The following is a 22697-nucleotide window of genomic DNA, read 5'->3' as shown; positions in this document are numbered from 1 at the left end:
GTCGGCCCAGGTTCAGTACGGTGGGCGCGGCACCCTCCCCCAAGCTCTTGAGGAGCAGGGGGTACCCCCAGAGGAGCGCGATGCCCAAGGCGCCGATGACCCGCACCGTGACCGCCGCCACCCTCCTCCTGGCCGTCGCCGGGCTCTTCTGGGCGTTTCCGCGCAGCGCCACTCCCGGCCGCGCCGCGGAGTGCGCCGGACGCCGGATCGCCTCCTGGTCCGCCGATTCCGGGCATAACGCGGAATTCACCCGATACGGCAATGACAACACCCGGGTGGACGACTGGACCGGCGGCGACGGCACCCACTCGGTACGGCTCCCCGACGGCCGGACGCTCTGGCTCTTCTCCGACACCTTCCTGGACCGCGTCCAGGAACCGCCCAACCCGCAAGGGGAGAAGCGTCGTTGGCGCACCGCCGACACCGGCGGTGCCCCGTACCTGCGGCACAACTCCGCCGTGGTGATGTCCCGTTCGGGCCGCCTGGAGCGCACTCTGACCGGCGGCACCGCGGCCGCCCCCGGGCCGTTCTTCCCCGACCCGCCCGGCGGCGGCTGGCGCTGGCCGGTGCGCGCGAGTGTGGAGCCCCGCCGCCCGGGATCGGCCGGGAAGGTGGTCCGGGTCCTGCTGTGGAACCGCGCCCCCGGCACCGGACCGTGGATCTTCGGCGTGCCGCACGGCACCGAGGTCGCCACCCTCTCGCTCCCCGGCCTGCGCCTGGAGGGCATCACCCGGACCGTCGGCCCGACCTCGGCGGACCCGGGCCGGCGCGTCCTCTACGGCGCGGCGGCGGTCCGCGACGGCGGCTGGACCTATGTCTTCGGCGGCGACGACCCGCCGTCGTCACCGGCCTCCAGCGCCTATCTCGCCCGGGTGCCGGCCGGGCGGCTCGGGGACCGCGGAAGCTGGCGGTTCTGGGACGGCGCCCGCTGGCAGCGGCGCGCCGGGCGGGCCGCGCCGGTGCTGCGGGACGGCGGCCGGCGCGGCGTCGGCAGCGCCTTCACCGTCGTCCGCGACGGCCCCGCCTGGGTGCTGATCACGATGGATGCCGGGGGCGGCGGCGGGGCCGGGGTGCGCGCCCTCACCAGCTACTGGGCCTGCTCACCCCAGGGCCCCTGGCACGGGCCGAACGGCCGGCTCACCCCACCCCGCCCGCCGGCCGCCGACCCGCAGTACGTGGCCGCCTACAACCCCCAGGCGCACCCCGAATTCTCGGCGGACGGCACCTTGCTGCTCAGCTACGACATCAACTGGCTCGGTCCGCCCGGTGTCCCCGCCGACCCCCGGCTCAACGGGGATGTGGACCTGTACCGGCCGCGGTTCCTGCGCGTACGGCTGGGGCCCGTCGGACGCTGAACCGGGGCGTGGGGACGGGGCCGGGCCTCCGGTGCGGGCGAGTCAACTCCCGTGCTGTTCACGCCACTTACGGGCTGCCTCGTCGATGTCGAACGGGGCGAGGTTCAGCGGTGGCCCTTCGAGCGGGGTGCGGAGCGCCGCGCCGATGCGCTCGTTGACCGCGGTCAGGATGCGGCGCAGCGCCGCCTCGGTGGGAGCGGCGGCCGCGGCCTCCTGGGCCTCCTCCGCCTCCTTGCGCAGCGCGAGCGTCGGCGGCAGACAGGAGACGTGCTCCCGGTGCATCTTTTCCTTGATCCACCACATCTCGTCATACGGCTGGTCGAGGCGGGGGAGGGGCTTGCCGGCGCCCGGGAGACCGGCGAAGTCGCCGCGCTCCGTCGCCTCGCGGATCTGCCTGTCGATCCAGGTCTCGAAGCTGACACCGGGGGGGTTGCGCTCGGTCATCGCGGACGTCTCCCGAGGGTTCCGTGGCGGCCGGCCGGTCTTCTCCGGACGGCGCGCGGGGCTGGGCCCGCACCTTCCTTCACGGTAGCGCGGAGCCGGGGAGCGACGGGCGGACCGCGGCGGTTCAGCCGGTCGGGCTCGGCTCCGCGGTGGACCCGCCGGGCGGGGCGGGACGGGTCGGGCTCGGCTCGACGACCGGAAAGGCGTTGTTGCCGCCGCACACCATGGGCCCGACCCGGTCGGTCTTGCTCATGAGCACCACGGTGACCTGCCCCGACGGCTTGTTCCCCGGCACCCGGGCGTTGGCCGCGGTGCACACCAGCTGGTTCAGTGAGGCGGAGTCCGGCATCCCGCCGGACATCGGCAGGGTGACCAGCACGGTGCCCTCGCCGGTCTCGGCGGTCAGCGAGTCGAGGAACTTCGGCAGCTCACTGGTCAGGCCGCGCATCCGCTCCGCGTGGTTCGGCCCCTTCAACAACAGCTGGAGGGCCTCTTCCGGTTCGACCGGCCGCTTCGCCGGCCGGGTCGCGGAGCGCAGCCCGGAGGGCCCGTAGAAGAACAGCTGGAGATCGGCCTCGGGCTGGCCCGGCGAGCGCACGCCGGTGGCCGGCTCACCGGCGTCGATGACATCGGTGGGGGCGATACCGCAGCCGGCCAGCGACCCGGACAGCGCGGCGGTCAGCGCCCCGATGACGGCACCGGCCGGGAGCAGCCGCCGGCCCCGCACCGCACGCACGGCGTTGAGCGCGTTGCTGCCGCTCATACGGGGCTCTCCTCTCCGGCCTCGGGGCGTACGCCGTCCCGCTTGTCCTCCACGGTCTCGTCAGCCTCCCATGGGCCGTCCGGTGCGCCGTCCGCGCCCTCGGCCGCCGCCCCGCCCGCCTGGTGGCGCAGCGGCAGATCGACCGTGAACACCGCACCGCCGTCGGGGGAGTTGGCCGCGCGCATGACACCGCCGTGCAGCCGTACGTTCTCCATCGCGATGGCCAGGCCCAGGCCGCTGCCCTCGGAGCGGGCGCGGGCGGAGTCCGCCTTGTAGAAGCGCTCGAAGACATGCGGCAGGACCTCGGGGTCGATACCGGGCCCGCTGTCGGAGATCTCGATCAGCAGCCGGTCCGCGTCCGGCTCCGGGGTGTGCAGCCGCACCCGGACCGGCTCGCCGCCGTGGTGCAGGGCATTGCCGACCAGGTTGGCGACCACCACATCGAGCCGCCGCGGATCGAGCCGGGCCCGGACATCGGCCGGCAGGTCCGCCGTCACCCGCTTCTGCCAGGCCCTGGCCTGCAGGGTCTTGCGGATGGTCTCGGCGACGTCCACCTCGTCGAGATGGAGCGCGGCGGCCCCCGCGTCGAACCGCGAGACCTCCATCAGATCCTCCACCATCCGCGCCAGCTTCCCGGTCTCCTGGCTGATCAGCCGGACCGCGGAGGCGGTATCGGGGTCGAGGGAGTCGGCGTCCTCGTCCAGCACATCGGTGACCGCGGTCATCGCCGCGAGCGGTGTCCGCAGCTCGTGCGAGACATCGGCCGCGAACCGGCGGGCGTTGGACTCCAGCCGGCGCAGCTCGGCCATGCTCTCCTCCAGCCGGGCCGCCATGTCGTTGAACGTCCGGGACAGATCGGCGAGTTCATCGGCGCCCTTGACCTCCAGCCGGGTGTCCAGCTTGCCCTCGGCGATCCGCCCGGCGGCCTGCCGCAGCCCCCGTACGGGCCGGAGCACCCCGCGGGCTGCGAGCAGCGCCGGGATCACGGTCAGCACCAGCACCGGCAGCGCGCCCCGCTGGGCGGCGGTCACCAGCGCCTCGACATTGGACTCCTCGGCGTACAGCGGAAGCTGGGCGTACACGGACAGCGCGGAGGCCTCGCCGTCGGTCTGCCGCACCGGCATCCCGATCAGCAGCCAGGGATCACCGCCCCGGTCCACCCGCTGGAAGACCGGCACATGGCGCTTCTCCACCGACTCCTTGAGCCCGGCCGGAATCTCGACGTTGCCGCGCAGGCTCCCCGCACCGCTGTCCCGCACGCCCCGGTAGAGCACCGAAATGTCCCAGTCCCGGGACTTTCCGGAGCGCTCCAGCTGGACCCGGAAGGAGTCCAGGTCGGCCTGCGACGGAGGCACCGGCAGCTCCGGCGCCAGCGAATTGACCTGTGCCCGCAGATCGTTGACGGCGATGTCCTGGGAGCGCTGGAGGATCGCGTTCCGGGCCTCCTGGTAGGTCAGCAGCGCCGTGGTCAGCGCACTGACGGCGGCGACCACCAGGAATCCCACGACGAGCCGGGCCCGCAGGCCACGCAGCAGCTGGGGGTTCTGGCCCCGCAGGCGGGGGAGGTCCGCCCAGCGGCGGGGGCGCTTCACAGGGGCCCGAAGCGATAGCCGAAGCCACGCACGGTCTGGACGTACCGCGGGCTGCGCGGAGTGTCTTCTATCTTCGTCCGCAGCCGCATGACACAGGCGTCGACCAGCCGTGCGTCGCCGTGGTAGCTGTGCTCCCACACCTGCTCCAGCAGCTGCTGGCGGCTGAAGACCTGTCCCGGGGTGGCCGACAGGAACAGCAGCAGCTTCATCTCCGAAGGGGCCAGCGCCAGATCCTGGCCGCCCTTGGCGACGACCAGACCGGCGCGGTCTATGGCCAGTTCGCCGTAGGTCTCGACCGGGGCGGGGCCCGGTTCGGCGGCGGGCGGTGCGCCGTCGGCCGGCAGCGCGGTACGGCGCAGGACCGCACGGATCCGCGCTTCGAGGACCTCGCCACGGGCCGGTTTGACGATGTAGTCGTCGGCCCCGGCCTCCAGTCCGAGCACCACATCGAGGTCGTCGCCACGGGCGGTGAGCATGATGATCGGCAGCTGCCGGTCGGCGCGGATCAGCCGGCAGACCTCGAAGCCGTCCTTGCCGGGGAGCATCAGATCCAGCAGCACGATGTCCGGGCGGAAGCCCGGCAGGACGTCGAGGCCCTCCTCGCCACTGGCCGCGGCGGCCACTTCATGGCCGCGCCGCCGTAGCGCGAGGGTCACTCCGTCCCTTACGGCGGCGTCGTCCTCGATCAGAAGTACACGTGGCATGGGTCCAGTATCAATAAGTTTCATGATGGATCCGTAACAGGAGCAGCCTGTTCGGTCCCTGACGCATCTGTCGTGGTGCAGGGCGGTGCGTGTGCAGCACATCCACCGCCGGTCGGAACGCACACGAGCACGGTACGAGGGACGGGATCGGGATGACACGGGGCTGGGGCAAAGAGGGTGGCATCATCGGGGTGGCCGCGGCGGCGGTCGTGGCACTCGCGACGGCGGGAACGCTCATCTTTTCCGGAGCCGGCACCGATTCCAGTGCGGCGGACGCCGCGAAACAGCCCAAGAAGGCGCCCCGGGTCGTACCGGTCGACCCCTCCATCGTGCACGCCTCGGACCGTCCCGGCCGCAGCCTGAACATCACCATCGACGACGGCCCCGACCCGGCCTGGACCCCGAAGGTGCTGGAGGTGCTCAAGCGGCAGAACGTCAAGGCGGTGTTCTGCATGATCGGCCCGCAGGCCAAGGCGCACCCCGACCTGGTCAAGCGGGTGGTGGCCGAGGGGCACAAGCTCTGCGACCACACCATCAGCCACAACACCGGTATGAATCACCAGCCGGAGAGCTACCAGTCGCAGCAGATACTCGACGCACAGAAGATGATCGAGGACGCGGCGGGCGGTGCACAGGTCGAGTACTACCGCGCCCCCGGCGGCGCCTTCACGCCCTACAGCCGGAAGCTGGCCGCGGACCACGGCATGCGACCGCTGGGCTGGAACGTCGACAGCAAGGACTTCGAAGGCGGCAGCGTCGAGATGATCGAGTCAACGGTCCGGAACGAACTCCCCAACGGCCCGACGGTCCTCTTCCACGACGGCGGCGGCGACCGCTCCCGGACCGTCGACTCGCTGGAGCGGCTGCTGCCGTGGATGAAGCAGCAGGGGTACGGGTTCGGGTTCCCGAAGCGCTGAGGTGCTCCAACGGATCAGGGCGGCCCCCCTCGGGCCGCCCTGATCGCCGTTTCGGATCGCGGTTCCGGGGGCGGCACCGGCGCCGCCCCCGTTCCGCCTCACGCCGTGCCGAACAGCTCCGCGAGGCCGCTCTCCAGGTCGAGGTGTGCCGACTCGGCGCCCGCGGGCACCGCCTGGTAGGAGCGGGCGAGGAACCGCCGTACATCCGTCGTCCTCAACTGGACCAGGGCGATGCCCTCGTCCGCGTGGAACTCCATCACCGTGCGGTTCGGACCGGCGGGCCGCACCCGCACATCGCCCCGCCCGGCCGGCATCCGCAGCCCCTCGTCGAGGAGTTCGCGGGCGAACGACCAGTCCACCGCCGAGCCGTCCAGCGAGATCTCCGGCGGGAACGACATCCGCACGGCCAGCGGGTCGGCGGGCTGGTACTGCAGCATCGCGGGCACCGCGTGCGGGCCGGGGGCGGTGGCGATGAGGCGGACCTGGACGGCTTGGTCGATGACGGGATTCATCGCGCTGCTCCCTCACGGCTGTCGGGCGGGTGGGTAAAGGCTCGTCCAGTTAGACGGTGTGTCCGGCCCGGTCGTGCACGCGACGCGGGTGTGAGGTATCTCATGTTGCGGTGGCGTCGGATGCGTGCCGTCACGGGGCGTGTGTCCGGGGCGTCCGGCGCCGGGCGGGCGGTCGGGCGGTGCCCGGCCCCAACCGCCGGCCCGGCACCCCGTCTTCCCCGCCGGACCGCCCGGCCGCTACCGGAGCCGCTGCCCCGGAAGGTGCTCCGGCCCGGCCGGATGCACCAGGAACTCGTCCAGGATTCCCGGGGCCGCCGCCGTGGCGAAGGCAGGGGCCTCGGCCTCCGGGAGGTCCGGGATGCGGTAGCCGTCCTCGCCCGCCGCGACCGCTGCGGTGAGGGTGACGAGACCGGCCCGGCGGGTGAACGGCGAGGTCGAGAACGTCCAGGCGGCGACGGCCTCGCGCTGGAGGGCGAGGGTGTCGCGGCTGAAGGTGCCCGAGCGGGCGACCAGATACCGGCCGTGCAGACCGTGCCCCAGATTGCGGTACGCGTCCCGGGCCAGCCACAGTGTCATCGCCGTGGTGACCACCGCGTAGATCCAGGCGCAGTGCAGCAGGACGGGCGTGAACGCCACGCCGAGACCGGCCAGGACGGCGGTGCCCGGCAGGACCGCGAACAGCAGACCACGCACCCGGCGCCGGCGCAGCGCGACCCGGGGGTGCGGTGTCAGCGCGGCCGGCGCCGCGCTTCCCGGGAAGGGCGCGCGCAGGGCGCCGTCCGCCACCCGCAGGGCCTCCGCGCGCGGCGCCGGCGGCAGCAGCCCGCTGCGCTTGCGGTTCTCCTCGCGGTTGCCCAGACCGCCCGCCACCGCGCGCACCAGCGCCCCGCCGCCGGCCCGCAGCAGCAGGGGCTCCCGCAGCAACACCCCGCGCAGCCGGGCGCGTTCGATGGTGACCGCACGGGTGGTGAGCAGCCCGCGGCGCACCGCCAGGGTGCGCGTGTCGGTCCACTCCAGGCGGTAGTTCCACCAGTTCTCGACGTACAGGACGACGGCGCCGACCGAACCGAGGGCGAGGACGACGAACAGCGCCGCCGGGATGGTCAGCCAGAGCGCACCGGCCCCGAGTTCGTGGAACGCCCGCTGGACGAAGCCGAGTCTCCAGGGCTCGATGCCGATGCCGTCCAGCACCCGGTAGACGCCTCCGGCCACCACGAACACCCCGCCGATGACCCAGAGCGTCAGCGGCGCGTAGCGCAGCCAGTGCCAGTTGATACGGGAGACCACCGGGTCGTTCGCGACCGCCTCGGTATCGGCGTAGGCGAGCAGCTCCGCCCGCAGCCGTTCCGCTTCGGGCACCGTGAGGGCCTCCAGCGACAGCTCGCTGCCGCCGTCCCCGGAGCCCGCTGTACCGGCCCGCAGCACCGTGACGCCCAGCAACCGGTGCACCGGTGTGGCGGTCAGATCGACGGTGCGGATGCGGTGCAGCGGCACACTGCGCAGCCGCCGGGTCAGCAGCCCGCTGCGCACGTCGAGGGTGGGGGAGGCACTCCCGCCCGGTTCGTCACGGTGCGGGGGCACGGTGATCCGGAACTCCGTACGGGCCCACCGGATCAGGCCGAGCGTGCTGACGACGGCGAACGAGGCGGCGATGGCGGCGAGCGTGATCCAGGCCCGGGTGGTGATCCGGCCCCCGGTGGCCAGCGCGGTCAGCGCCAGTGAACCGAGCGGCGCCGCCATCCAGCCGCAGTGCACCAGAAGGGTGCGCGGATCGAGGCGCCGCCACGGCGACTCCCCGGTCGGGGTGGCGGTGGTCCCGGGCCCGTTGGGGCGTATCCCGGGCGCACCGGGTTCCCGTGGCGTGCTCATGCGGCATCACCCGGCACGTCCTGCGCGGCCTCACCGATCCGCCGGGACAGCTCCTCGGCGTCCGCGTCGGACAGTCCGGCGATCTTGATGTCGCCCGCGGTCGAGGCGGTGGTGACGGTCACCGTGGCCAGCCCGTACCGCCGCTGGAGCGGGCCGCGCACGGTGTCCACCGTCTGCACCCGGCTCAGCGGCGCGATCCGCCGCTTCTGCCAGAACCAGCCGCCCGCCGCATAGACCGCCCGGCCGCCCAGCTCCCAGGCGTGCACCGCGTACCGCCACCGCGGCATCACCACGAGATACCCGAGGGCCGGCAGCACCAGCACGACCAGCAGCAGCGGGCCCAGCCACGGCAGCGCGCCGGGGAAGAAGAGCAGTGACAGCACCGTCATGGTCAGCGCGATGAGCAGCATCGGGCCGCTGAGCGTCAGCAGCGCCTGGAGCGTCCACCAGCGGCGGGCCCGGGGATCGACACGGTGGCGGGGTGGTCGCAGCAGCGGGGCGGCGTGCTCGGGCATGAGGGGTCACCGGTTTCCAAGTCAAGCGTATTGAGTAGCGGTACGTTATAACGGTACAAGCGACTTGTAAAAGTGGGCCGGGTCCCCGGGAACGACCCCACGCGCGAAACCGCGCACCGTACGAGGGAGGTCATCCGTGCCCAAGAAGGTGGACCACGAAGCCAGACGCCAGGAGATCTCCGAGGCGCTGTGGCGGATCGCCGGCACCCGTGGTCTGGACGGGACGAGCCTGCGCGATGTCGCCGCGGAGGCCGGTATCTCGCTCGGCCGGCTGCAGCACTACTTCCGCACCAGGGACGAGATGCTGCTCTTCGCCCTCCAGCACATCAACCGGCTGGCCGGGGACCGGATCAGGGAGCGCATCGAGGCGCTCAGCGCGGAGCCGACGCCGCGTGAGGTACTGCGGGCCTGCCTGTCGGGCATGCTGCCGCTGGACGACCGGAGCCGCGTCGGACTGCTGGTCGGCGCCGCCTACTACGCCCGCGCCGTCCACGACGAGCCCCTGCGCGCCGAGGCCAAGAACGGCATCCCTCAGCTCCGTGCCTTCTTCGCCGACCAGCTGCGGCGGGCCGCGGACCGCGGTGAACTGCCGCCGGAGCGCGCCACCGAGGACGAGGCGATGCTGCTGATCAGCGTGGCCGACGGGCTGGCCACCTACGTCCTGCTGGACGTGCACGGACCCGAGGCCGCGCTACGGCTGCTGGATCTGCATCTGGAGCAACTCTTCGGCGCGGAGGAGGAAGTGGGCGCCGGGGCCGGGCGGAAAGGGGAAGCCGCGGCGCGGCGCGAAGTGAAGGCCGGGTCGGAGAAGCCGGTGGAAGCCGGGTGAGGTGGGGGGAGTGGCGGATGCCCAGGTGGGGGGTGGCCTGGGTGGTGAAACGGGGGTGTCGTCCGGTCCGTGTCGCCGTGCCCGGCGGCGGCCCGACGCCATGGTGTGCCGGAACTCCGAACGGGCCCCGGCGCTGACGGGTGCGGCTCACGCCTCGCGCAGCAGAGCGGCGAGATCGGCCTCGACGTCCAGGTGCCCCGCCTCATCGCCCTGCGCGACCAGCTCGTACGACCGCGTCAGAAAGGTTCTCAGCTCCAGCGTCTCGAACTGCACCACCGCCATGCCGCCGGCGGCATGGAACTCCACCACCACGGCATCGGCGTCGTACGGCCAGATCTGCACATCGCCCGCACCGGCGGGACCGCGCAGCCCCTCCTCCAGCAGTTCGCGCCCGAAGGTCCAGGTCACCTCCGCACCGTCCAGCGACGCGGCGGGCGGGAAGACCAGCCGTACCGCGAAGGGGTCGGTGCGGTCGTAACGCAGGCTCGCCGGGATCATCTGCGACCGGGGGGCGGTCGCGATGAGACGGGCCTGAACGGCTTGGTCGATGACGCTGGACATCGCCGGCTCCCTGGATTCGGTGCGGTTCATTGAGTCTTCGACCACTAGGACGCACGGGCCATCGCGCCAGGTGCATTGGATTCCTACGTGACCTGTGTCACGGGCCTTTGGATGTACGCATTTGCCCTCTTTGTTGGGTGCCCGGAGTGGGCGGCCGGGGCTGGAGGGTTCAATGTGACTGCCTGTCAGGCATGTTGGTGTACGACGGCCGCGCCCCGCCCGCCACAGAGGGCTCGCGGGGGAGTGCGGGCAGTAACGGGTGGCGGAGGGGTGCGACGGCCGGGGGTGGTCCCGCGGTGGTCCGGCGGCGGTCTGGACGGCGCGGTCGGGCTGGGCTAGCTTCCAGCCCAAAACCAGAGCGGGGTGGGGCGAAATGCTGCGTACGGGACGTTTGTTGTGTCCGGGCTCGGAACCGGACCCGGACTCGGACCGGGGGACGGGACGGGGGTCGCGCCCGCGAAGAGCCGGGCGCCGGGTGGCGCTCGCGGCCGGTGCCGCGGCCCTCGCCACGATGGTGGCCGGCCCCGCGGCCGTGGCCCGGCCCACGAACGCCCCTATGGGCGCGGCCTCTTATCCGACCGTCTCCAGGACGTCCTCCGCGACCACGCACGCCCCGCCCCCTGGTCCGCCGGCGGCGGCAACGCTCACCACCCCGCACGCCGGCTGGCGGCTCAAGGACAGCGGAAGCACCGCCCGCTTCCGCGGTCTGGCGGCCGTCAGCCGCACGACCGCCTGGGTCGCCGGCACGGCCGGTACCGTGCTGCGCACCCACGACGGCGGCAAGCACTGGAACAACGTCTCCCCGCCCGGCGCCGGGGCGCTGGAGTTCCGCGACATCGAGGCGCTCGACGCGCGCCGCGCGGTCGTCCTCGCGATCGGCGAGGGGGCGGCCTCCCGCGTCTTCCGCACCGACGACGCGGGCGCCACCTGGACCGAGAGCTTCCGCAACCCCGACCCCCGTGCCTTCTACGACTGCCTGACCTTCTTCGACAAACGGCACGGCATCGCGCTCAGCGACCCCGTGGACGGCAGATACCGCATCCTGTCCACCAGGGACGGCGGCCGCAGTTGGCGGGTACTGCCGTCGGACGGTATGCCGCCGGCCCAGCCGGGCGAGGCCGCCTTCGCCGCCAGTGGCCAGTGCCTGGTCTCCGCCGGCAGCCGGGACGCCTGGATCGCGACCGGCGGCGCGGTCACCGCCCGTGTGCTGCACACCGCCGACCGCGGTCGTACGTGGTCGGTCGCCGACACCCCGGTGCCCGCGGGCGACCCGGCACGAGGCGTCTTCGCACTCGCCGTCCGTGACCGCGCCCACGCCCTCGCGGTCGGCGGCGACTACCGTCCCGACCAGCCCTCACCCCACGCCGCCGCGGCCAGCGACGATGCCGGCGCCACCTGGACGCCGGCCGCCGAACCCCCGCAGGCGTACCGCTCCGGCGCCGCCTGGCTCCCGCACACCCGCCGCATCGCCCTCGCGGTCGGCCCGTCCGGCAGCGACCTGACCTTCGACGGCGGCCGCACCTGGCGCACCGTCGACAACGGCTCGTACGACACCGTCGACTGCGCCCCCGACCTGGGCTGCTGGGCCGCGGGCGAACGGGGGCGAATCGCACGGCTGGAGCCGTGAGGGCGGGATGGCGGCGGGGGGAGCGGGCCCGCTGCGCAAGCCCGGGGGCTGCTCGGCCGCTCCCCGGGCGGCCTCAGCCTCCTGAGCGGTCTCAGCCTCCCCGGCCGGCGTCCGTCTTCCCGGGCGGCCGTCGTCCTCAGTCCAGCAGACTGCCGAGCCGCCCCTCCAAGACCACCAGCAACTCGCCCAGCGCCGCGGAGAGTTCCTCCTGCCGCTGATCGCCGATGCCGCCGAGCAGCGCCGCCTCGTACCGCAGCTGCTCGGGCAGCAGCCGGTCGATGGTCTCGCGCCCCTCGTCGGTGAGCGAGAGATGACTGACGCGGCGGTCCCGGTCGTCGGCGCGGCGGGCGATCAGCCCCCGCTCCTCCAACTGCCGTACGCGTTTGGTGACCGCGGCACCGGAGGCGAAGGTCTCACGCGCCACCCGCCCCGGGGTCAGCTCGCGGTCCATCCGGCGCAAGGTGCCGAGGATGTCGAACTCGGGACGGGTGAGTCCGGCCTGCCGCAGCGGTGCGTCGCTGGCCTGCTGGAGCAGCGCGGAGCAGCGGTTGAGCCGTCCGATCACCGCCATCGGGCCGGTGTCCAGCCCTGGGTGCACCTGCTGCCACTGGCGCAGCACCCCCGCGACGATGTCCTCGGTCACCCGCAGTCTCCTCTCAGCCGTGCGTACGCCGCCAATTGTGCCTGCCGTACGGCGCCGGGCGGGCGCACGGGTCAGGCCGCGAGCGTCGGCGCCGAGAGCCGCCGGACGAGACCGGCCAGCGCCCGGTGGCCGCGCTGTTCGGCGTGGGCGATCCGCTCCTCAGGAAGGACCGGCTGCCACCACTCGCCGGCCGCGACGTCCGCGGCCTCCCGCAGCTCGATCAGACACCCCGCCAGCCGGTCGCGAGCCCGGCGGATTTCCCGGGGATCGTCGACGTCGGTGGCGGGCCCCGCCGCGAGCAGCCGGGCCGCGATGGTCTCCGCGGCCGCGACCCGCCCCAGAGCGACCTCGATACGGTCCGCGGCCCGCCGGTTGGTGACCAGAACGCAGCAGACCAGGCCCACCGCCGCCCCCACCACGGTGTCGATCCAGCGGTCGGCGATCAGCGTCGTCGCCGGCACCTGACTGCCGAACTGCGTCAGCAGCAGCGCCATCGGGGTGACACACACCGAACCGAGCCAGTAGTTCCGGGTGATACCCGCCTCCGTGCCGAGCTGACAGGCCAGCGCGAGCCCGATCATCGCGAGCGGTCCCATGTGCACCAACGGCAGAAGCGCGGTGTAGAGGAGCAGCCCGAGCAGATTGCCGAGGACGCGCTGCAGCGCCCGTTGCCAGGAGAGCGTGGTGTTGGCCTGGTAGATGGAGGCCGCGGTGACCACGGCCCAATACGGGTGCCCGACTCCTACGGCCATCGACACCCAGCCCGCCAGCACACATCCGGCGACGACCCGCGCACCGATGGGCAGCAGAGGTGACCCGGGCGCCATCCGGGCGAGCACGGCCCGCACCCCGTACGGCTGGCCGGGCGCCGGCCGTCGCGGTCCCGGCGCCTCCGCCGCGGCGCCCGCCAGCTCCTCGGCCCGCGCCGCGGACAGCCCGGCCTCGGGCACCGGCCGCCCGCTACGCAGTTCACGCGCCCAGCCGGTCAGGCAGTCGGCCTCGGTCGTGGCTCCGGTCCCGGTGCAGGCTTCGGCTGCGGTCCGGGGCTGGGGCCGGGCCTCGGTAACGGTCCCGGCTGTGGCCCTGGTCTCGGCTGCGGCCCTGGTTTCGATTGGGGTCCGGGCCTCGATGTCTGCGTCGGCGTCGGCGAGGTGGGCTTCGCGCCCGCCGGAGCCGGCGGCAGTCCCGACGGCGTCCCCCGCGCTGCCCAACGCCGACTCGGCGCGCACCAGCAGCCGTTCGAGTCCGGCCCGCGCCGCGGCCCTGGCCGGAGTGGGCACCGGGACCAGGAACAGCGTGTGCCAGGCGGCGTTCACCGCGGACGCCGTGGCGTGCCGGGCGTGCGCCACCCCGGCCGGTTCCCCGCCGCCGGCACCCGCTTCCGTACGCAGCAGCCCCGCGGCGGCCTCCAGCGCGCGGGCGACCACGGTCCGCTCCGGCCCCTGCGGCCGTATCAGCGCCGGAGCCATACAGACCAGCCAGGCGAGCACCCCGGTGCCGAGTGCCAGCGCCAGGTGCAGCGGCACCTGCCCGAGGCGTTGCGGCACGAAGAACGCCGTCGAGGCGACAAAGGTCAGGATGATGTTGCCCGGCGGGCCGATGCGCGTCGCCTCGCAGGCCACCTTGTGCGCCGCGGCGACCAGCGACGCGCACACGACGAGCAGTGCGGTCGAGGTGACCAGCGATGCGGCGGTCAGCGCGACGCCAAGGCTCGCGACCATGCCGAGCACCACCCACGGCAGCGTGCGGGCGCGGGCGGCGTAGGGCAGACCGTGCGCGTACAGGGCACACATCGCCCCGGCCGAGGTGTAGAGGATCAGATCCAGCCGCCCCAGCGCCCACAGCGTGAGGTCGGGGATCGCCAGTGCCACCACCGCGCTGAGCGCCGGCTTGTGCCAGATGTCGACGGGACGCCGCAGCCGCACGGCACTCCGGACCGGCAGGGCACGAACCCGCACCGTGCCGGCCGGAGCATCGCTCGCACTCTTCCCGGACGGCTTGGCATGCTTCCTCATGGGGAGAAGATTAACAGGTATTTTATTTGTGAAATATGCGCCCTGTCGTCGCTGTGGCGGGAGGGGGTGGGGGAGTGTCGAGCGGGGTGGGCGAGGCGGGCGACAGCGGTAAGGGACGGGGCTTCCGTGCCGTGCCGGGAGGCGGCGAGCGGGACGCGCTGGGTGCCAAGAGGAGCGGGGGCGACGGAGGGGAAGAAAGCCGATCGACGGGCGGTCGACGAGGGATCGACGGGGGATCGACGAGCGGGGCGGTCCGGAGGGTGACAATGGCCGGGTGCCAGCCGCCAAGAAGAAGACGACGACCGCGAGCGCCTCGCCCGAGCGTCGCCGCGAACTGCTCACCATCGCGGCGGAGGTGTTCGCCGCGCACGGCTACAACGCCACCACCGTCCGCCGCATCGCGGACGAAGCCGGCATGCTCGCCGGCAGTCTCTACTACCACTTCGACTCGAAGGAATCGATGCTGGACGAGATCCTGTCCAGCTTCCTGACCGAGCTGTGGGACGGCTATGACGCCGTACTCGACGCCGGCCTCGGCCCCAGGGAGACCATCGAGGCCCTGGTCACCGAGTCCTTCAGGGAGATCGACCGGCATCGCGCGGCCGTCGCCATCTACCAGAAGGAGTCCAAGCATCTCGCCGCACAGCCCCGCTTCGGCTATCTCACCGACTCCCAGCAGAAATTCAAGAAGGCCTGGCTGGGCACCCTGGAGCGCGGTGTGGCCGACGGGGTGTTCCGCGCGGACCTCGACATCCGGCTCACCTACCGCTTCGTCCGCGACACCGTCTGGGTGGCGGCGAGCTGGTACCGGCCGGGCGGGCAGCACAGTCCCGAGGAGATCGCCCGCCAGTACCTCTCGATGGTGCTGGACGGCATCGCCCTGCACACCTGACCCGCTGCCTTCAACGGGCGGTGGCCCCCGCAACCGCCCCGCACGCCCCTTGGTCGTGGTCGCTCAGCAGGGAACGTTCTTCACGAACAGTGCCCGCGGCGCCCCGGTCGAGCCGTAACGCACGTCCTTGGTCACGCCCTTGAGGAGACGGCCATGAGGATCGGGGCGATGGGGGACGACGATGGTGAAGCATGAGGTCCGCCGCGTGCACAGATTTTTCAGGCGGACATAGCGCGTGTGGCCCTTGCTGAAGTACTTCTGCACCATGACGCAGTGCGGCACCCGGCCGGCGGCGGCCGCATTCGGGGCGGTGGCCAGGGTGAGCGAGGCGCTGCACGCGACAGTTGCGAGCGCTATGGCCATGATCTTCCGCACGTGATCTCCCCCGTTGAAGGCCTTGGAACGTCCTTGCGAACCCCTACCGTGTTCGCACGTCCGTTCCTCATTGTCCATACCTGCCCAATGGAAATCAGCCCCGGGGGCCACACAGGGACACAAGCGCTACATAAGCGCGACGGTTTCGGAACGGGGCCGGGCCTTTGCCCTACAACTCGTCGATACGCAGATAGTCCAGTGCGCGGCGGGTCAGCTCCGCCACGTCCTCCGGTTCGTCCTGCCACGCCCAGTGCTCGAAGGCGACGCTCAGCGCGTCGAGCAACGCGCAGGCCAGGAGCCGTACCTCCATGCTGTTCTCCGGTACGCCCTTGCGTGCCGCGAGCACCGGCACCAGTTGGTCCTGCATCTCCCGTCCCGCCGCGAGCCACCGCATCCGAATGGCCGGAACGGTGCCCATGACCCGGACCAGGCGACGGGCCTGTTCGAGATCCGCGAGCCGCCGGGCCGAGGCCGACGAGGTGAACGACGCCTCCACGGCACGGCTCAGCGGTTCCTCGACGGGCCGCCCGGCCAGCTCCTCGACGAGCACACCGACGCTGGAGGTCATGACGGGAGTCAGCGCGTCCTCCTTCGCCGCGCAGTAGCGGTAGAAGGTACGCAGCGAAATGCCGGCCGCCGACGCGATGTCCTCGACCGTCGTCGCCTCATACCCCTGATCCGAGAACAGCGCCGCCGCAGACTCGGCGATCTCCAGCCGCGTCTCCTGCCGCCGCCGCTCGGTCAACGATGGCCTGCCTCGCGCCGCCGCCATCACCTCTCCTGCCCGTGTGGCCGCCATATCCGTCAGCCGCCATTATTGTCACAGACTAACTTTCTGGCATGCCATGCCAAAAAAGCGCTATGTTGGCACCACCCGCACGTACCTGTCATTCGGCGACGCTGTCCCGATGCCGATGCCGATGCCGATGCCGATGCCGATGCCGATCCCGACGCCGATGCAACGGGGTATGCCCGCTCCCGCGTACCGCCACCTACTCGTCGCACTTCGGGCCGGCGTCGGGCCGGCGGCCGGCGCCGCGGTCACCGACCAGCGCGGGACCGGAAACCAACACCGAGGCCGGACCGGTGTTGGGAGCCACCAACCAACACCGAGGCCACGGACTGGTGTTGGGAGCCACCAACCAACACCGGACCATGTCAACGAAGGAGTCGACCATGTCCACACCGGAGACCGACCCCCGCACCTATCTCGTCACCGGAGCCGCCTCCGGCATAGGCAGGGCCACCACGGACTACCTCCGCGCGCAGGGCCACACCGTCATCGGCGCCGACCTCAAGGGCACCGATATCTCCGCCGACCTCGCCACCCCCGACGGCCGCACGCAACTGGTGGACCGTGCCCACGAGTTGACCGGCGGCCGACTCGACGCCGTGATCGCTTCCGCCGGTCTCGGCCAATTCCTGCCTCTCACCGTCCAGGTCAACTACTTCGGTGTCGTCGCCACCCTTGAAGGCCTGCGTCCACTGCTCGCCGCCGGTACACACCCACGCGCCGTGCTGATTTCGTCCGTCGCCTCGGTCTACCCGGCCGACCAGGCCATCGTCGAGGCATCGCTCGCCGGCGACGAGGAGTCAGCCGTTGCCGCGGCGCAGGCCGCCATGGACCGGGGCGAGGGGTATGCGATCTACGGAGCTTCCAAGCAGGCGATCGCCCGCTGGCTCCGCCGTACGGCCGTCTCCGGTGACTGGGCCGCCGCCGGCATCCCCCTCAACGCCGTTGCCCCCGGCACGACCGTGACACCCATGACCGCGCCCATGCTCGCCGACGCCGATACGCGCAAGGCCGTCGACGCGGCCGTCCCCATGCCGCTGAACGGCCACGCTCGCCCCGAGCAGGTCGCCCCCCTCCTCGCCTGGCTGACCTCCCCCGAGAACACCCACGTCACCGGCCAGGTCATCTTCCTCGACGGCGGCGCCGACGCCGTCATCCGGGGCGACGAGATCTGGTAACCCGTCCTCTGGCCACACCGCCCCTGGTCATAGGGCACATCCAAGAGCCCTCTCACGACGCACCCCTCCGTTGCACGTGGCGGCGGCGCGTCACCCGTCGGTAGACGGGCGTGCCGTCACCACTTTCAGTCCCCGGTCCGCGAACTCACGGCGGGCTGCCTCCTTCGCTCCGTTGTCCGTGATGAAGGTGTCAAAGACATCCGCGTCGCCGACCCGGGCGAAGCAGCGCTCGCCGATCTTGGACGAGTCCGCGACGACCACGGCACGCCGGGCGCGCTCGGCCATGAGGCGGTTGACCCGGGCCTCCGCCTCGTCGTGCACCGTCGCTCCCATCATCGGGTCCATCCCGTTGGCCCCGATGAACGCGATGTCGATGGAGATCTGCTGCAGCACCAACTCGCTGAACGGACCCACCAGTTCGAACGACCGGGAGTGCGCGACCCCGCCGGTGAGCACGATCTTGATCTGCGGCCGCACGGCCAGCTCGTTGGCGATGTTGAGAGAGTTGGTGACAATCGTCAGGTGCGGTTGCGGGCCTGCCTCAGCGAAGTCGGGACGGGTGGCGAGCACCCGGGCGATCGCCGTGGTCGTCGTGCCACCGCTCAGGCCGACCACATCACCCCGCTCCACCAGCTTCGCCGCGGCTTGCGCCACCGCCTCCTTCTCTGCCGACCGGTGAGCGTGCTTGTAGCGGATCGGCAGGTCGTACGCCACCGAACTGAGCACCGCCCCGCCCCGGGTGCGGGTCAGCAGTTGCTGCCCGGCCAGGGCATCCATGTCGCGCCGCATCGTGGCGGCCGAAACCTCCAGCGCGGTCGCCGCCTCCTCGACGTCCACCCGGCCTCGCTCCCCGAGCAGCTCAAGCAGTGCGTTCATCCGTTCATGGCGCTTCATGGCGTGAGCCTAATTCGTTTCGGCACGTCAGGGTGGCGCGCGGTGGATGCCCCGGTGGACACCGCGGCCGGGTCCGCCGCCCTGCGCACGGAGCCGACCACCTCCCGCCGGCTCAGCCCCGCGCCGACGCCTGGGCCGCGTACTGGCCAGGAACCGCCGCCGGGGTCCCCAGGACACCCAGCAGCCTCGCCGCTTCCTCGGCCACCGCCTCCCGGGCCGGCTTGACGTACTTGCGGGAGTCGACGAGCGAAGGGTTGGCCCCCAGCGTCTGCCGTATCGACTGGGTAAAGACGGAGACCAGATGCGTGGAGATATTGATCTTCGTCATTCCGGCGGCGATGGCGCGCCGCAGCTCCTCGTCCGGCACACCCGAGGAGCCGTGCAGGACCAGCGGTACCGGCAAAGCGGTGTGCAGCGCCGAAATCAGGTCCTTGTCCAGTACGGCCGTGCGCTCATGCATCGCATGCGAGGAACCGACGGCCACGGCGAGGGCATCCACGCCCGTGGCGCGGACAAAGGCCAGGGCTTCGGCCGGGTCCGTGCGCACCCCCGGCGCGTGGACCCCGTCCTTGCCGCCGACCTCGCCGAGTTCGGCCTCGACATACGCGCCACGGTCATGGCACCAGGCGGCCAGCTCGGCGGTGCTGGCGACGTTCTCCTCGTACGGAAGAGCGGAGGCGTCCACCATGACGGACCCCACTCCGGCGGTGATGCCCTGATGGACGAGGCCGGCCTCGGTGATGTGGTCGAGGTGGACCGCGATCCGGGCCGTGGAATCCTCGGCGAGGGCGAGTGTGGCGCGGGTGATGGGCAGCAGGCTGCCGTGGTAGCGGATGCAGTTCTCGCTGATCTGGAGGATCAGCGGGATACCGGTGCGCTCTGCGGCGGTGACGAGTGCCTCGGCGGTTTCCAGATGGATGACGTTGAAGGCCGCGGCACCGACCCGCGCCTCACGCGCGGCGTCGACGATCGATGAGGTCGGAACGAGTGGCATGGGATGCCGGCTCCCTTCTCCTGTGCGGGCAGGGCGGGTTGAGAGGGGGAGGTGGGTGATTACGAGGCGGCCGGCGCTTCGAGCATCACCGAACGGGTCAGGCTCCGTGGGTTGTCCGGGTCCAGACCGCGGGCGCGGGCCCGCTCCAGCGCGACCCGCTGGACCAGCACCAGATCCGCCAGCGGATCGCGCGCATGGTGCACGAACTGCGCCCCGGTCCGCGCCACATCGGCCTCCAGCCCGTCCGGTGCCTGACCGAACAGCCACGTCACCCGGCCCGGTGCAGCTATCGCGATGGGACCGTGGCGGTACTCCATCGCGGGATAGGACTCCGTCCAACTCTGCGAGGCCTCGCGCATCTTGAGCGCCGCCTCATTGGCCAGACCGAACGTCCACCCCGAGCCGAGGAAGGAGAACTGCTCGGCGTCCACCCACTCCTTCTCCACCGGCGAGGTCAGCGCCTCCTCCGCGTCGGTCACCGCCCGTGAGAGGTCCTCGCCCAGGTGCGCGCGCAGCAGCGTCAGCGCCGTGGTCGCGAAGCGGGTCTGCACCACGGACTTCTCGTCGGCGAACGGCAGCGCGACCGTCGCGTCCGAGAGTGCCACCGCCGGCGTCTGGGGATCACCGATGATCGTCACCGCCGGGATACGCCCCTTGACGGCGTCGAGCACCCGCAGGACCTCAGTCGTGGTGCCGGACCGAGTGATCGCCACCACCGCGTCATAGCCGCGGTCGCTGCCGAGGAACGCCTCGGATGCGGCGAACGGATCCGTCACCCCCTGTCCGGCGGACTCGCGCAGTGCCGCATACGACTGGGCCATGAACCACGAGGTGCCGCAGCCGACGACGGCCACCCGCTGGCCGGCTTTCGGCAAGGGGCCCGCCGCCGCCCCGATCGTCGCGGCCAGCCGCCAGGTCTCCGGCTGACTGTTCAGCTCCTGCTCCATGTACGAGGTCTCGCTCATGACCCACCCTCCCGTGATGTGGCAATCGGATGCGTGAAAGTGCAAAATTTGGCTTCGTTGCAATCGACTGTACGCAGAATCCCGACCGCGATCCATCCCTCGTACGAGTGGATGCGCCCGAGGGGTGCGACGGGTGTAGGTGCCGGTGTTACCGCTTGGGTGTGCTGGAGGCGAGGTGTGTGGGGGTGTGCGGGAGGCTGGAAGAAGCGGGAAGGAGGGTGTTGACAGCTGCGTGAAAGGAGTCGAATATTCGCAAGATCACTCATCCGGATTTGTCATGCAGCAAGGCCCGCTCCGCCGCACAGAGGACTTCGCATGTCCATTGCCACGCGCTCGGCGACCCCGCCGCCGGCCCCCAAGACCGCACACCGCACCGGCAGGATGTTCGCGCTCACCGGCGCCGTCGTCGGCGTCATCTACGGCTACGACACCGGCAGCATCTCCGGTGCCCTGGTGTTCCTGAGCAAGGACTTCCATCTCACCGAGGCCGAAAAGGGCCTGGTCAACAGCATTTTGGTGTTCGGCTCGATCATCGGCGCGCTGATCGGCGGCAAGCTCGCCGATGCCCTGGGGCGTAAGGCCGCGATGCTGATCGTCGCCGGTTCCTACGCCGTCTTCGTCGCGCTCTCGGCGGTCGCGCCCAACGTCATCGTGCTGGACGCCGTCCGCTTCCTCCTCGGCATCGCCATCGGCGTCTCGATCGTCGCCGCCCCGCTCTATGTCGCCGAATCGACCCCGGCCCGTATCCGCGGAGCCTCCGTCGCCGCCTACCAAGTCGCCACGGTCGCGGGCATCGTCCTCACGTACTTCGTCAACTGGGGCCTGTCCGGCGGCGGCCACTGGCGCTGGATGCTCGGCCTGTCCGCGATCCCCGCCGCGCTTGTCCTGATCCCCCTGCTCAAGCTGCCGGACACCCCCCGCTGGTACGTCCTCAAAGGGCGTACGGACCGAGCCGTCGAGGTCATGGCGATGACCGACCCCGACGTCGATCCGCGTGCGGAGGTCGCGGCCGTGCAGGCCGCGCTGGCCGAGGAGAGCGGCGGGTCGGCGCGCTCCTTGCTGCGCAAGCCGTATGCCTGCGCGGCGGTCTTCGTCGTCGGCCTCGGATTCTTCTGCCAGATCACCGGCATCAACGCCGTGACCTACTACAGCCCGCAGATCTTCGAGGAGATGGGGTTCACCGGCAACGGCCAGAACTTCTTGCTGCCGTCCTTCGTCCAACTCGCTTCGCTGGCCGCGACGGTGCTTGCGATCCTCATCATCGACCGGCTCGGCCGCCGGGTGGTGCTGCTCTCCGGCATCGGCACGATGGTCGTCATGCTCGCCGTCCTGACCGCCGTCTTCGGCACGGGCGAGCTGCGGGGCGCGACGACCTGGGTGGGATTCGCCGCAGTCCTGTTGTTCACCGCGGCGTTCAACTTCGGTTTCGGATCGCTGATCTGGGTCTATGCGAGCGAGGCATTCCCCGCCCAGCTGCGCTCGACCGGTGCCTCGGTGATGCTCACCGCGGACCTGGTCGCCAATCTGCTGATCGCCCAGTTCTTCCCGTCCCTGATGGCCTGGGCGGGCGCCGCCCTGACCTTCGCGGGCCTCGGCGTCCTCGCCCTCGCCGCCCTGGTCTTCGCCTCCGTCACCGCACCCGAGACCAAGGGGCGCCAGCTGGAGGACATCCAGGACTACTGGCGCAACGGGGGACGCTGGCCCGCGCCGGCCGCGCCCACCTCCGCGAGCCCTGGCCCGCTCGGCAACTCGGCGGCGCCTCCGACCACGACTCCGTAGCGTCGGGCCAACGGGCGAGGGAGGTAACGACCGGGCCCCTGTCCACCAGGGCCACCGCCCCCCCCGTGACCACAGCCCACCGCGGCCCCCTCCACCACACGGGCGGACGGGCAGTCCGAGTGCCTGGGGCGGTGCTTCAGGAGGGCAGCTGCTCCCGGTACCGCTCCAGTGCCGGGGCGGTCGTCGTCGCCACGAACTCCGTGATCCGGTACTCACACACCGAGGCGAGCACGAAGGGGTCCTGGGCAACGATCCGCTCAACGGTGGCCCGGTCCATCCCGGCGGCGAGAATCACGCCGCCGTCCCGTGGGACCTTGTGGCCGGCGGCGAGGAAGTGCCCGGCGGCGTACTCCTTCTGCAGCCACTCCACATGCAGCTCCAGTACGGCATCGACGCGTTCAAGGGGCGCGGTATAAGTCAGTTCCAGTACGAACATGGGGGCAATATAAGGCAGATGCCGGGGCGGGGCAGCGAATGCCGC

Annotated in this window: 23 protein-coding genes; 7 read left to right on the top strand and 16 right to left on the bottom strand. The window is 71.8% G+C overall.

The window, feature by feature from the left end:
* Window positions 1-80: 80 nt before the first annotated feature.
* A complete protein-coding gene (locus ACFW5B_RS01430; protein ID WP_386431380.1) occupies window positions 81-1355 on the top strand; it encodes a DUF4185 domain-containing protein in 1275 nt (424 codons plus the stop codon).
* Between the two features lie 42 nt (window positions 1356-1397).
* Here ACFW5B_RS01430 and ACFW5B_RS01425 read toward each other — a convergent pair whose 3' ends face one another.
* The 4 genes from ACFW5B_RS01425 to ACFW5B_RS01410 all read right to left on the bottom strand — a co-directional run bounded on the left by ACFW5B_RS01425 (window position 1398) and on the right by ACFW5B_RS01410 (window position 4858).
* Window positions 1398-1799 (bottom strand): DUF1992 domain-containing protein, encoded by a 402-nt coding sequence (locus ACFW5B_RS01425; RefSeq protein WP_386431377.1) that lies wholly within the window; start codon window positions 1797-1799, stop codon window positions 1398-1400.
* A 124-nt stretch (window positions 1800-1923) separates the two neighbouring features.
* Complete coding sequence (locus tag ACFW5B_RS01420) at window positions 1924-2562, bottom strand: hypothetical protein (RefSeq protein ID WP_386431374.1); 639 nt, start codon at window positions 2560-2562, stop codon at window positions 1924-1926.
* Window positions 2559-4154, bottom strand: coding sequence for an ATP-binding protein (locus tag ACFW5B_RS01415; RefSeq protein WP_386431372.1), 1596 nt, complete (start codon window positions 4152-4154; stop codon window positions 2559-2561). The genes ACFW5B_RS01420 and ACFW5B_RS01415 overlap by 4 nt, the downstream gene beginning before the upstream one ends.
* Entirely contained in the window at window positions 4151-4858 is a 708-nt protein-coding gene (locus ACFW5B_RS01410) for a response regulator (protein WP_386431369.1), read from the bottom strand. Before ACFW5B_RS01410 ends, ACFW5B_RS01415 begins: the two co-directional genes overlap by 4 nt.
* Before the next feature lie 152 nt (window positions 4859-5010).
* On the opposite strand from ACFW5B_RS01410, the gene ACFW5B_RS01405 reads away from it, so the two are divergent.
* Window positions 5011-5775 carry a polysaccharide deacetylase family protein gene (locus ACFW5B_RS01405; protein ID WP_386431366.1) on the top strand — a complete coding sequence of 255 codons (765 nt, stop codon included), beginning with the start codon at window positions 5011-5013 and terminating at the stop codon, window positions 5773-5775.
* A 98-nt stretch (window positions 5776-5873) separates the two neighbouring features.
* On the opposite strand, the gene ACFW5B_RS01400 is transcribed toward ACFW5B_RS01405, so the two are convergent.
* From ACFW5B_RS01400 to ACFW5B_RS01390, 3 genes are all read right to left on the bottom strand, one after another.
* Window positions 5874-6287: an SsgA family sporulation/cell division regulator gene (locus tag ACFW5B_RS01400; protein WP_386431364.1), complete on the bottom strand. Its 414-nt coding sequence runs from the start codon at window positions 6285-6287 to the stop codon at window positions 5874-5876.
* Between the two features lie 237 nt (window positions 6288-6524).
* Window positions 6525-8156 (bottom strand): PH domain-containing protein, encoded by a 1632-nt coding sequence (locus ACFW5B_RS01395; protein ID WP_386431361.1) that lies wholly within the window; start codon window positions 8154-8156, stop codon window positions 6525-6527.
* The gene (locus ACFW5B_RS01390) at window positions 8153-8671 is read right to left on the bottom strand and encodes a PH domain-containing protein (protein ID WP_386431358.1); all 519 of its coding nucleotides are present in this window, start codon (window positions 8669-8671) and stop codon (window positions 8153-8155) included. Before ACFW5B_RS01390 ends, ACFW5B_RS01395 begins: the two co-directional genes overlap by 4 nt.
* Before the next feature lie 136 nt (window positions 8672-8807).
* Here ACFW5B_RS01390 and ACFW5B_RS01385 point away from each other — a divergent pair, with 136 nt between their 5' ends.
* Entirely contained in the window at window positions 8808-9500 is a 693-nt protein-coding gene (locus tag ACFW5B_RS01385) for a TetR/AcrR family transcriptional regulator (protein ID WP_386431355.1), read from the top strand.
* A 147-nt stretch (window positions 9501-9647) separates the two neighbouring features.
* On the opposite strand, the gene ACFW5B_RS01380 is transcribed toward ACFW5B_RS01385, so the two are convergent.
* Complete coding sequence (locus ACFW5B_RS01380) at window positions 9648-10061, bottom strand: SsgA family sporulation/cell division regulator (protein WP_386431352.1); 414 nt, start codon at window positions 10059-10061, stop codon at window positions 9648-9650.
* A 511-nt stretch (window positions 10062-10572) separates the two neighbouring features.
* Here ACFW5B_RS01380 and ACFW5B_RS01375 point away from each other — a divergent pair.
* Window positions 10573-11688, top strand: a complete 1116-nt coding sequence (locus ACFW5B_RS01375; RefSeq protein ID WP_386431702.1) for a WD40/YVTN/BNR-like repeat-containing protein — start codon at window positions 10573-10575, stop codon at window positions 11686-11688.
* A 136-nt stretch (window positions 11689-11824) separates the two neighbouring features.
* On the opposite strand, the gene ACFW5B_RS01370 is transcribed toward ACFW5B_RS01375, so the two are convergent.
* Entirely contained in the window at window positions 11825-12331 is a 507-nt protein-coding gene (locus ACFW5B_RS01370; protein ID WP_386431350.1) for a MarR family winged helix-turn-helix transcriptional regulator, read from the bottom strand.
* Window positions 12332-12402: 71 nt separating this feature from the next.
* Window positions 12403-14346 carry an FUSC family protein gene (locus tag ACFW5B_RS01365; RefSeq protein ID WP_386431348.1) on the bottom strand — a complete coding sequence of 648 codons (1944 nt, stop codon included), beginning with the start codon at window positions 14344-14346 and terminating at the stop codon, window positions 12403-12405.
* A gap of 274 nt (window positions 14347-14620) precedes the next feature.
* On the opposite strand from ACFW5B_RS01365, the gene ACFW5B_RS01360 reads away from it, so the two are divergent.
* Window positions 14621-15238 carry a TetR/AcrR family transcriptional regulator gene (locus ACFW5B_RS01360; RefSeq protein WP_386431346.1) on the top strand — a complete coding sequence of 206 codons (618 nt, stop codon included), beginning with the start codon at window positions 14621-14623 and terminating at the stop codon, window positions 15236-15238.
* 63 nt (window positions 15239-15301) lie between these two features.
* On the opposite strand, the gene ACFW5B_RS01355 is transcribed toward ACFW5B_RS01360, so the two are convergent.
* Window positions 15302-15613, bottom strand: a complete 312-nt coding sequence (locus ACFW5B_RS01355) for a hypothetical protein (RefSeq protein WP_386431343.1) — start codon at window positions 15611-15613, stop codon at window positions 15302-15304.
* A 169-nt stretch (window positions 15614-15782) separates the two neighbouring features.
* Entirely contained in the window at window positions 15783-16385 is a 603-nt protein-coding gene (locus ACFW5B_RS01350; RefSeq protein ID WP_386431340.1) for a TetR/AcrR family transcriptional regulator, read from the bottom strand.
* Between the two features lie 404 nt (window positions 16386-16789).
* Here ACFW5B_RS01350 and ACFW5B_RS01345 point away from each other — a divergent pair, with 404 nt between their 5' ends.
* Complete coding sequence (locus tag ACFW5B_RS01345) at window positions 16790-17584, top strand: SDR family oxidoreductase (protein ID WP_386431337.1); 795 nt, start codon at window positions 16790-16792, stop codon at window positions 17582-17584.
* Between the two features lie 90 nt (window positions 17585-17674).
* Here ACFW5B_RS01345 and ACFW5B_RS01340 read toward each other — a convergent pair whose 3' ends face one another.
* The 3 genes from ACFW5B_RS01340 to ACFW5B_RS01330 form a co-directional block, all read right to left on the bottom strand.
* Window positions 17675-18478: a DeoR/GlpR family DNA-binding transcription regulator gene (locus ACFW5B_RS01340; RefSeq protein WP_386431334.1), complete on the bottom strand. Its 804-nt coding sequence runs from the start codon at window positions 18476-18478 to the stop codon at window positions 17675-17677.
* A gap of 112 nt (window positions 18479-18590) precedes the next feature.
* Window positions 18591-19472, bottom strand: coding sequence for a class II fructose-bisphosphate aldolase (locus ACFW5B_RS01335; RefSeq protein WP_386431332.1), 882 nt, complete (start codon window positions 19470-19472; stop codon window positions 18591-18593).
* Between the two features lie 59 nt (window positions 19473-19531).
* Window positions 19532-20437 carry an SIS domain-containing protein gene (locus ACFW5B_RS01330; RefSeq protein WP_386431330.1) on the bottom strand — a complete coding sequence of 302 codons (906 nt, stop codon included), beginning with the start codon at window positions 20435-20437 and terminating at the stop codon, window positions 19532-19534.
* Between the two features lie 315 nt (window positions 20438-20752).
* On the opposite strand from ACFW5B_RS01330, the gene ACFW5B_RS01325 reads away from it, so the two are divergent.
* The gene (locus ACFW5B_RS01325; RefSeq protein ID WP_386431327.1) at window positions 20753-22216 is read left to right on the top strand and encodes a sugar porter family MFS transporter; all 1464 of its coding nucleotides are present in this window, start codon (window positions 20753-20755) and stop codon (window positions 22214-22216) included.
* Window positions 22217-22352: 136 nt separating this feature from the next.
* Here ACFW5B_RS01325 and ACFW5B_RS01320 read toward each other — a convergent pair whose 3' ends face one another.
* A complete protein-coding gene (locus tag ACFW5B_RS01320) occupies window positions 22353-22652 on the bottom strand; it encodes a YciI family protein (protein WP_386431324.1) in 300 nt (99 codons plus the stop codon).
* Window positions 22653-22697 lie beyond the last annotated feature (45 nt).

Source organism: Streptomyces sp. NPDC058773, from assembly GCF_042746015.1.
In the GTDB taxonomy this organism is placed as follows: domain Bacteria; phylum Actinomycetota; class Actinomycetes; order Streptomycetales; family Streptomycetaceae; genus Streptomyces.
The sequence above is the reverse complement of the archived record's forward strand: the minus strand, read 5'-3'. Positions and strand labels throughout refer to the sequence as shown.

Bases quoted from the DNA above. Each gene is read 5' to 3' on its own strand.
- ACFW5B_RS01430 (WP_386431380.1), top strand. From the start codon at position 81: ATGCCCAAGGCGCCGATGACCCGCACCGTGACCGCCGCCACCCTCCTC.
- ACFW5B_RS01425 (WP_386431377.1), bottom strand. From the start codon at position 1,799: ATGACCGAGCGCAACCCCCCCGGTGTCAGCTTCGAGACCTGGATCGAC.
- ACFW5B_RS01420 (WP_386431374.1), bottom strand. From the start codon at position 2,562: ATGAGCGGCAGCAACGCGCTCAACGCCGTGCGTGCGGTGCGGGGCCGG.
- ACFW5B_RS01410 (WP_386431369.1), bottom strand. From the start codon at position 4,858: ATGCCACGTGTACTTCTGATCGAGGACGACGCCGCCGTAAGGGACGGA.
- ACFW5B_RS01405 (WP_386431366.1), top strand. From the start codon at position 5,011: ATGACACGGGGCTGGGGCAAAGAGGGTGGCATCATCGGGGTGGCCGCG.
- ACFW5B_RS01400 (WP_386431364.1), bottom strand. From the start codon at position 6,287: ATGAATCCCGTCATCGACCAAGCCGTCCAGGTCCGCCTCATCGCCACC.
- ACFW5B_RS01395 (WP_386431361.1), bottom strand. From the start codon at position 8,156: ATGAGCACGCCACGGGAACCCGGTGCGCCCGGGATACGCCCCAACGGG.
- ACFW5B_RS01390 (WP_386431358.1), bottom strand. From the start codon at position 8,671: ATGCCCGAGCACGCCGCCCCGCTGCTGCGACCACCCCGCCACCGTGTC.
- ACFW5B_RS01380 (WP_386431352.1), bottom strand. From the start codon at position 10,061: ATGTCCAGCGTCATCGACCAAGCCGTTCAGGCCCGTCTCATCGCGACC.
- ACFW5B_RS01375 (WP_386431702.1), top strand. From the start codon at position 10,573: ATGGTGGCCGGCCCCGCGGCCGTGGCCCGGCCCACGAACGCCCCTATG.
- ACFW5B_RS01365 (WP_386431348.1), bottom strand. From the start codon at position 14,346: ATGAGGAAGCATGCCAAGCCGTCCGGGAAGAGTGCGAGCGATGCTCCG.
- ACFW5B_RS01350 (WP_386431340.1), bottom strand. From the start codon at position 16,385: ATGGCGGCGGCGCGAGGCAGGCCATCGTTGACCGAGCGGCGGCGGCAG.
- ACFW5B_RS01345 (WP_386431337.1), top strand. From the start codon at position 16,790: ATGTCCACACCGGAGACCGACCCCCGCACCTATCTCGTCACCGGAGCC.
- ACFW5B_RS01340 (WP_386431334.1), bottom strand. From the start codon at position 18,478: ATGAAGCGCCATGAACGGATGAACGCACTGCTTGAGCTGCTCGGGGAG.
- ACFW5B_RS01335 (WP_386431332.1), bottom strand. From the start codon at position 19,472: ATGCCACTCGTTCCGACCTCATCGATCGTCGACGCCGCGCGTGAGGCG.
- ACFW5B_RS01330 (WP_386431330.1), bottom strand. From the start codon at position 20,437: ATGAGCGAGACCTCGTACATGGAGCAGGAGCTGAACAGTCAGCCGGAG.
- ACFW5B_RS01325 (WP_386431327.1), top strand. From the start codon at position 20,753: ATGTCCATTGCCACGCGCTCGGCGACCCCGCCGCCGGCCCCCAAGACC.
- ACFW5B_RS01320 (WP_386431324.1), bottom strand. From the start codon at position 22,652: ATGTTCGTACTGGAACTGACTTATACCGCGCCCCTTGAACGCGTCGAT.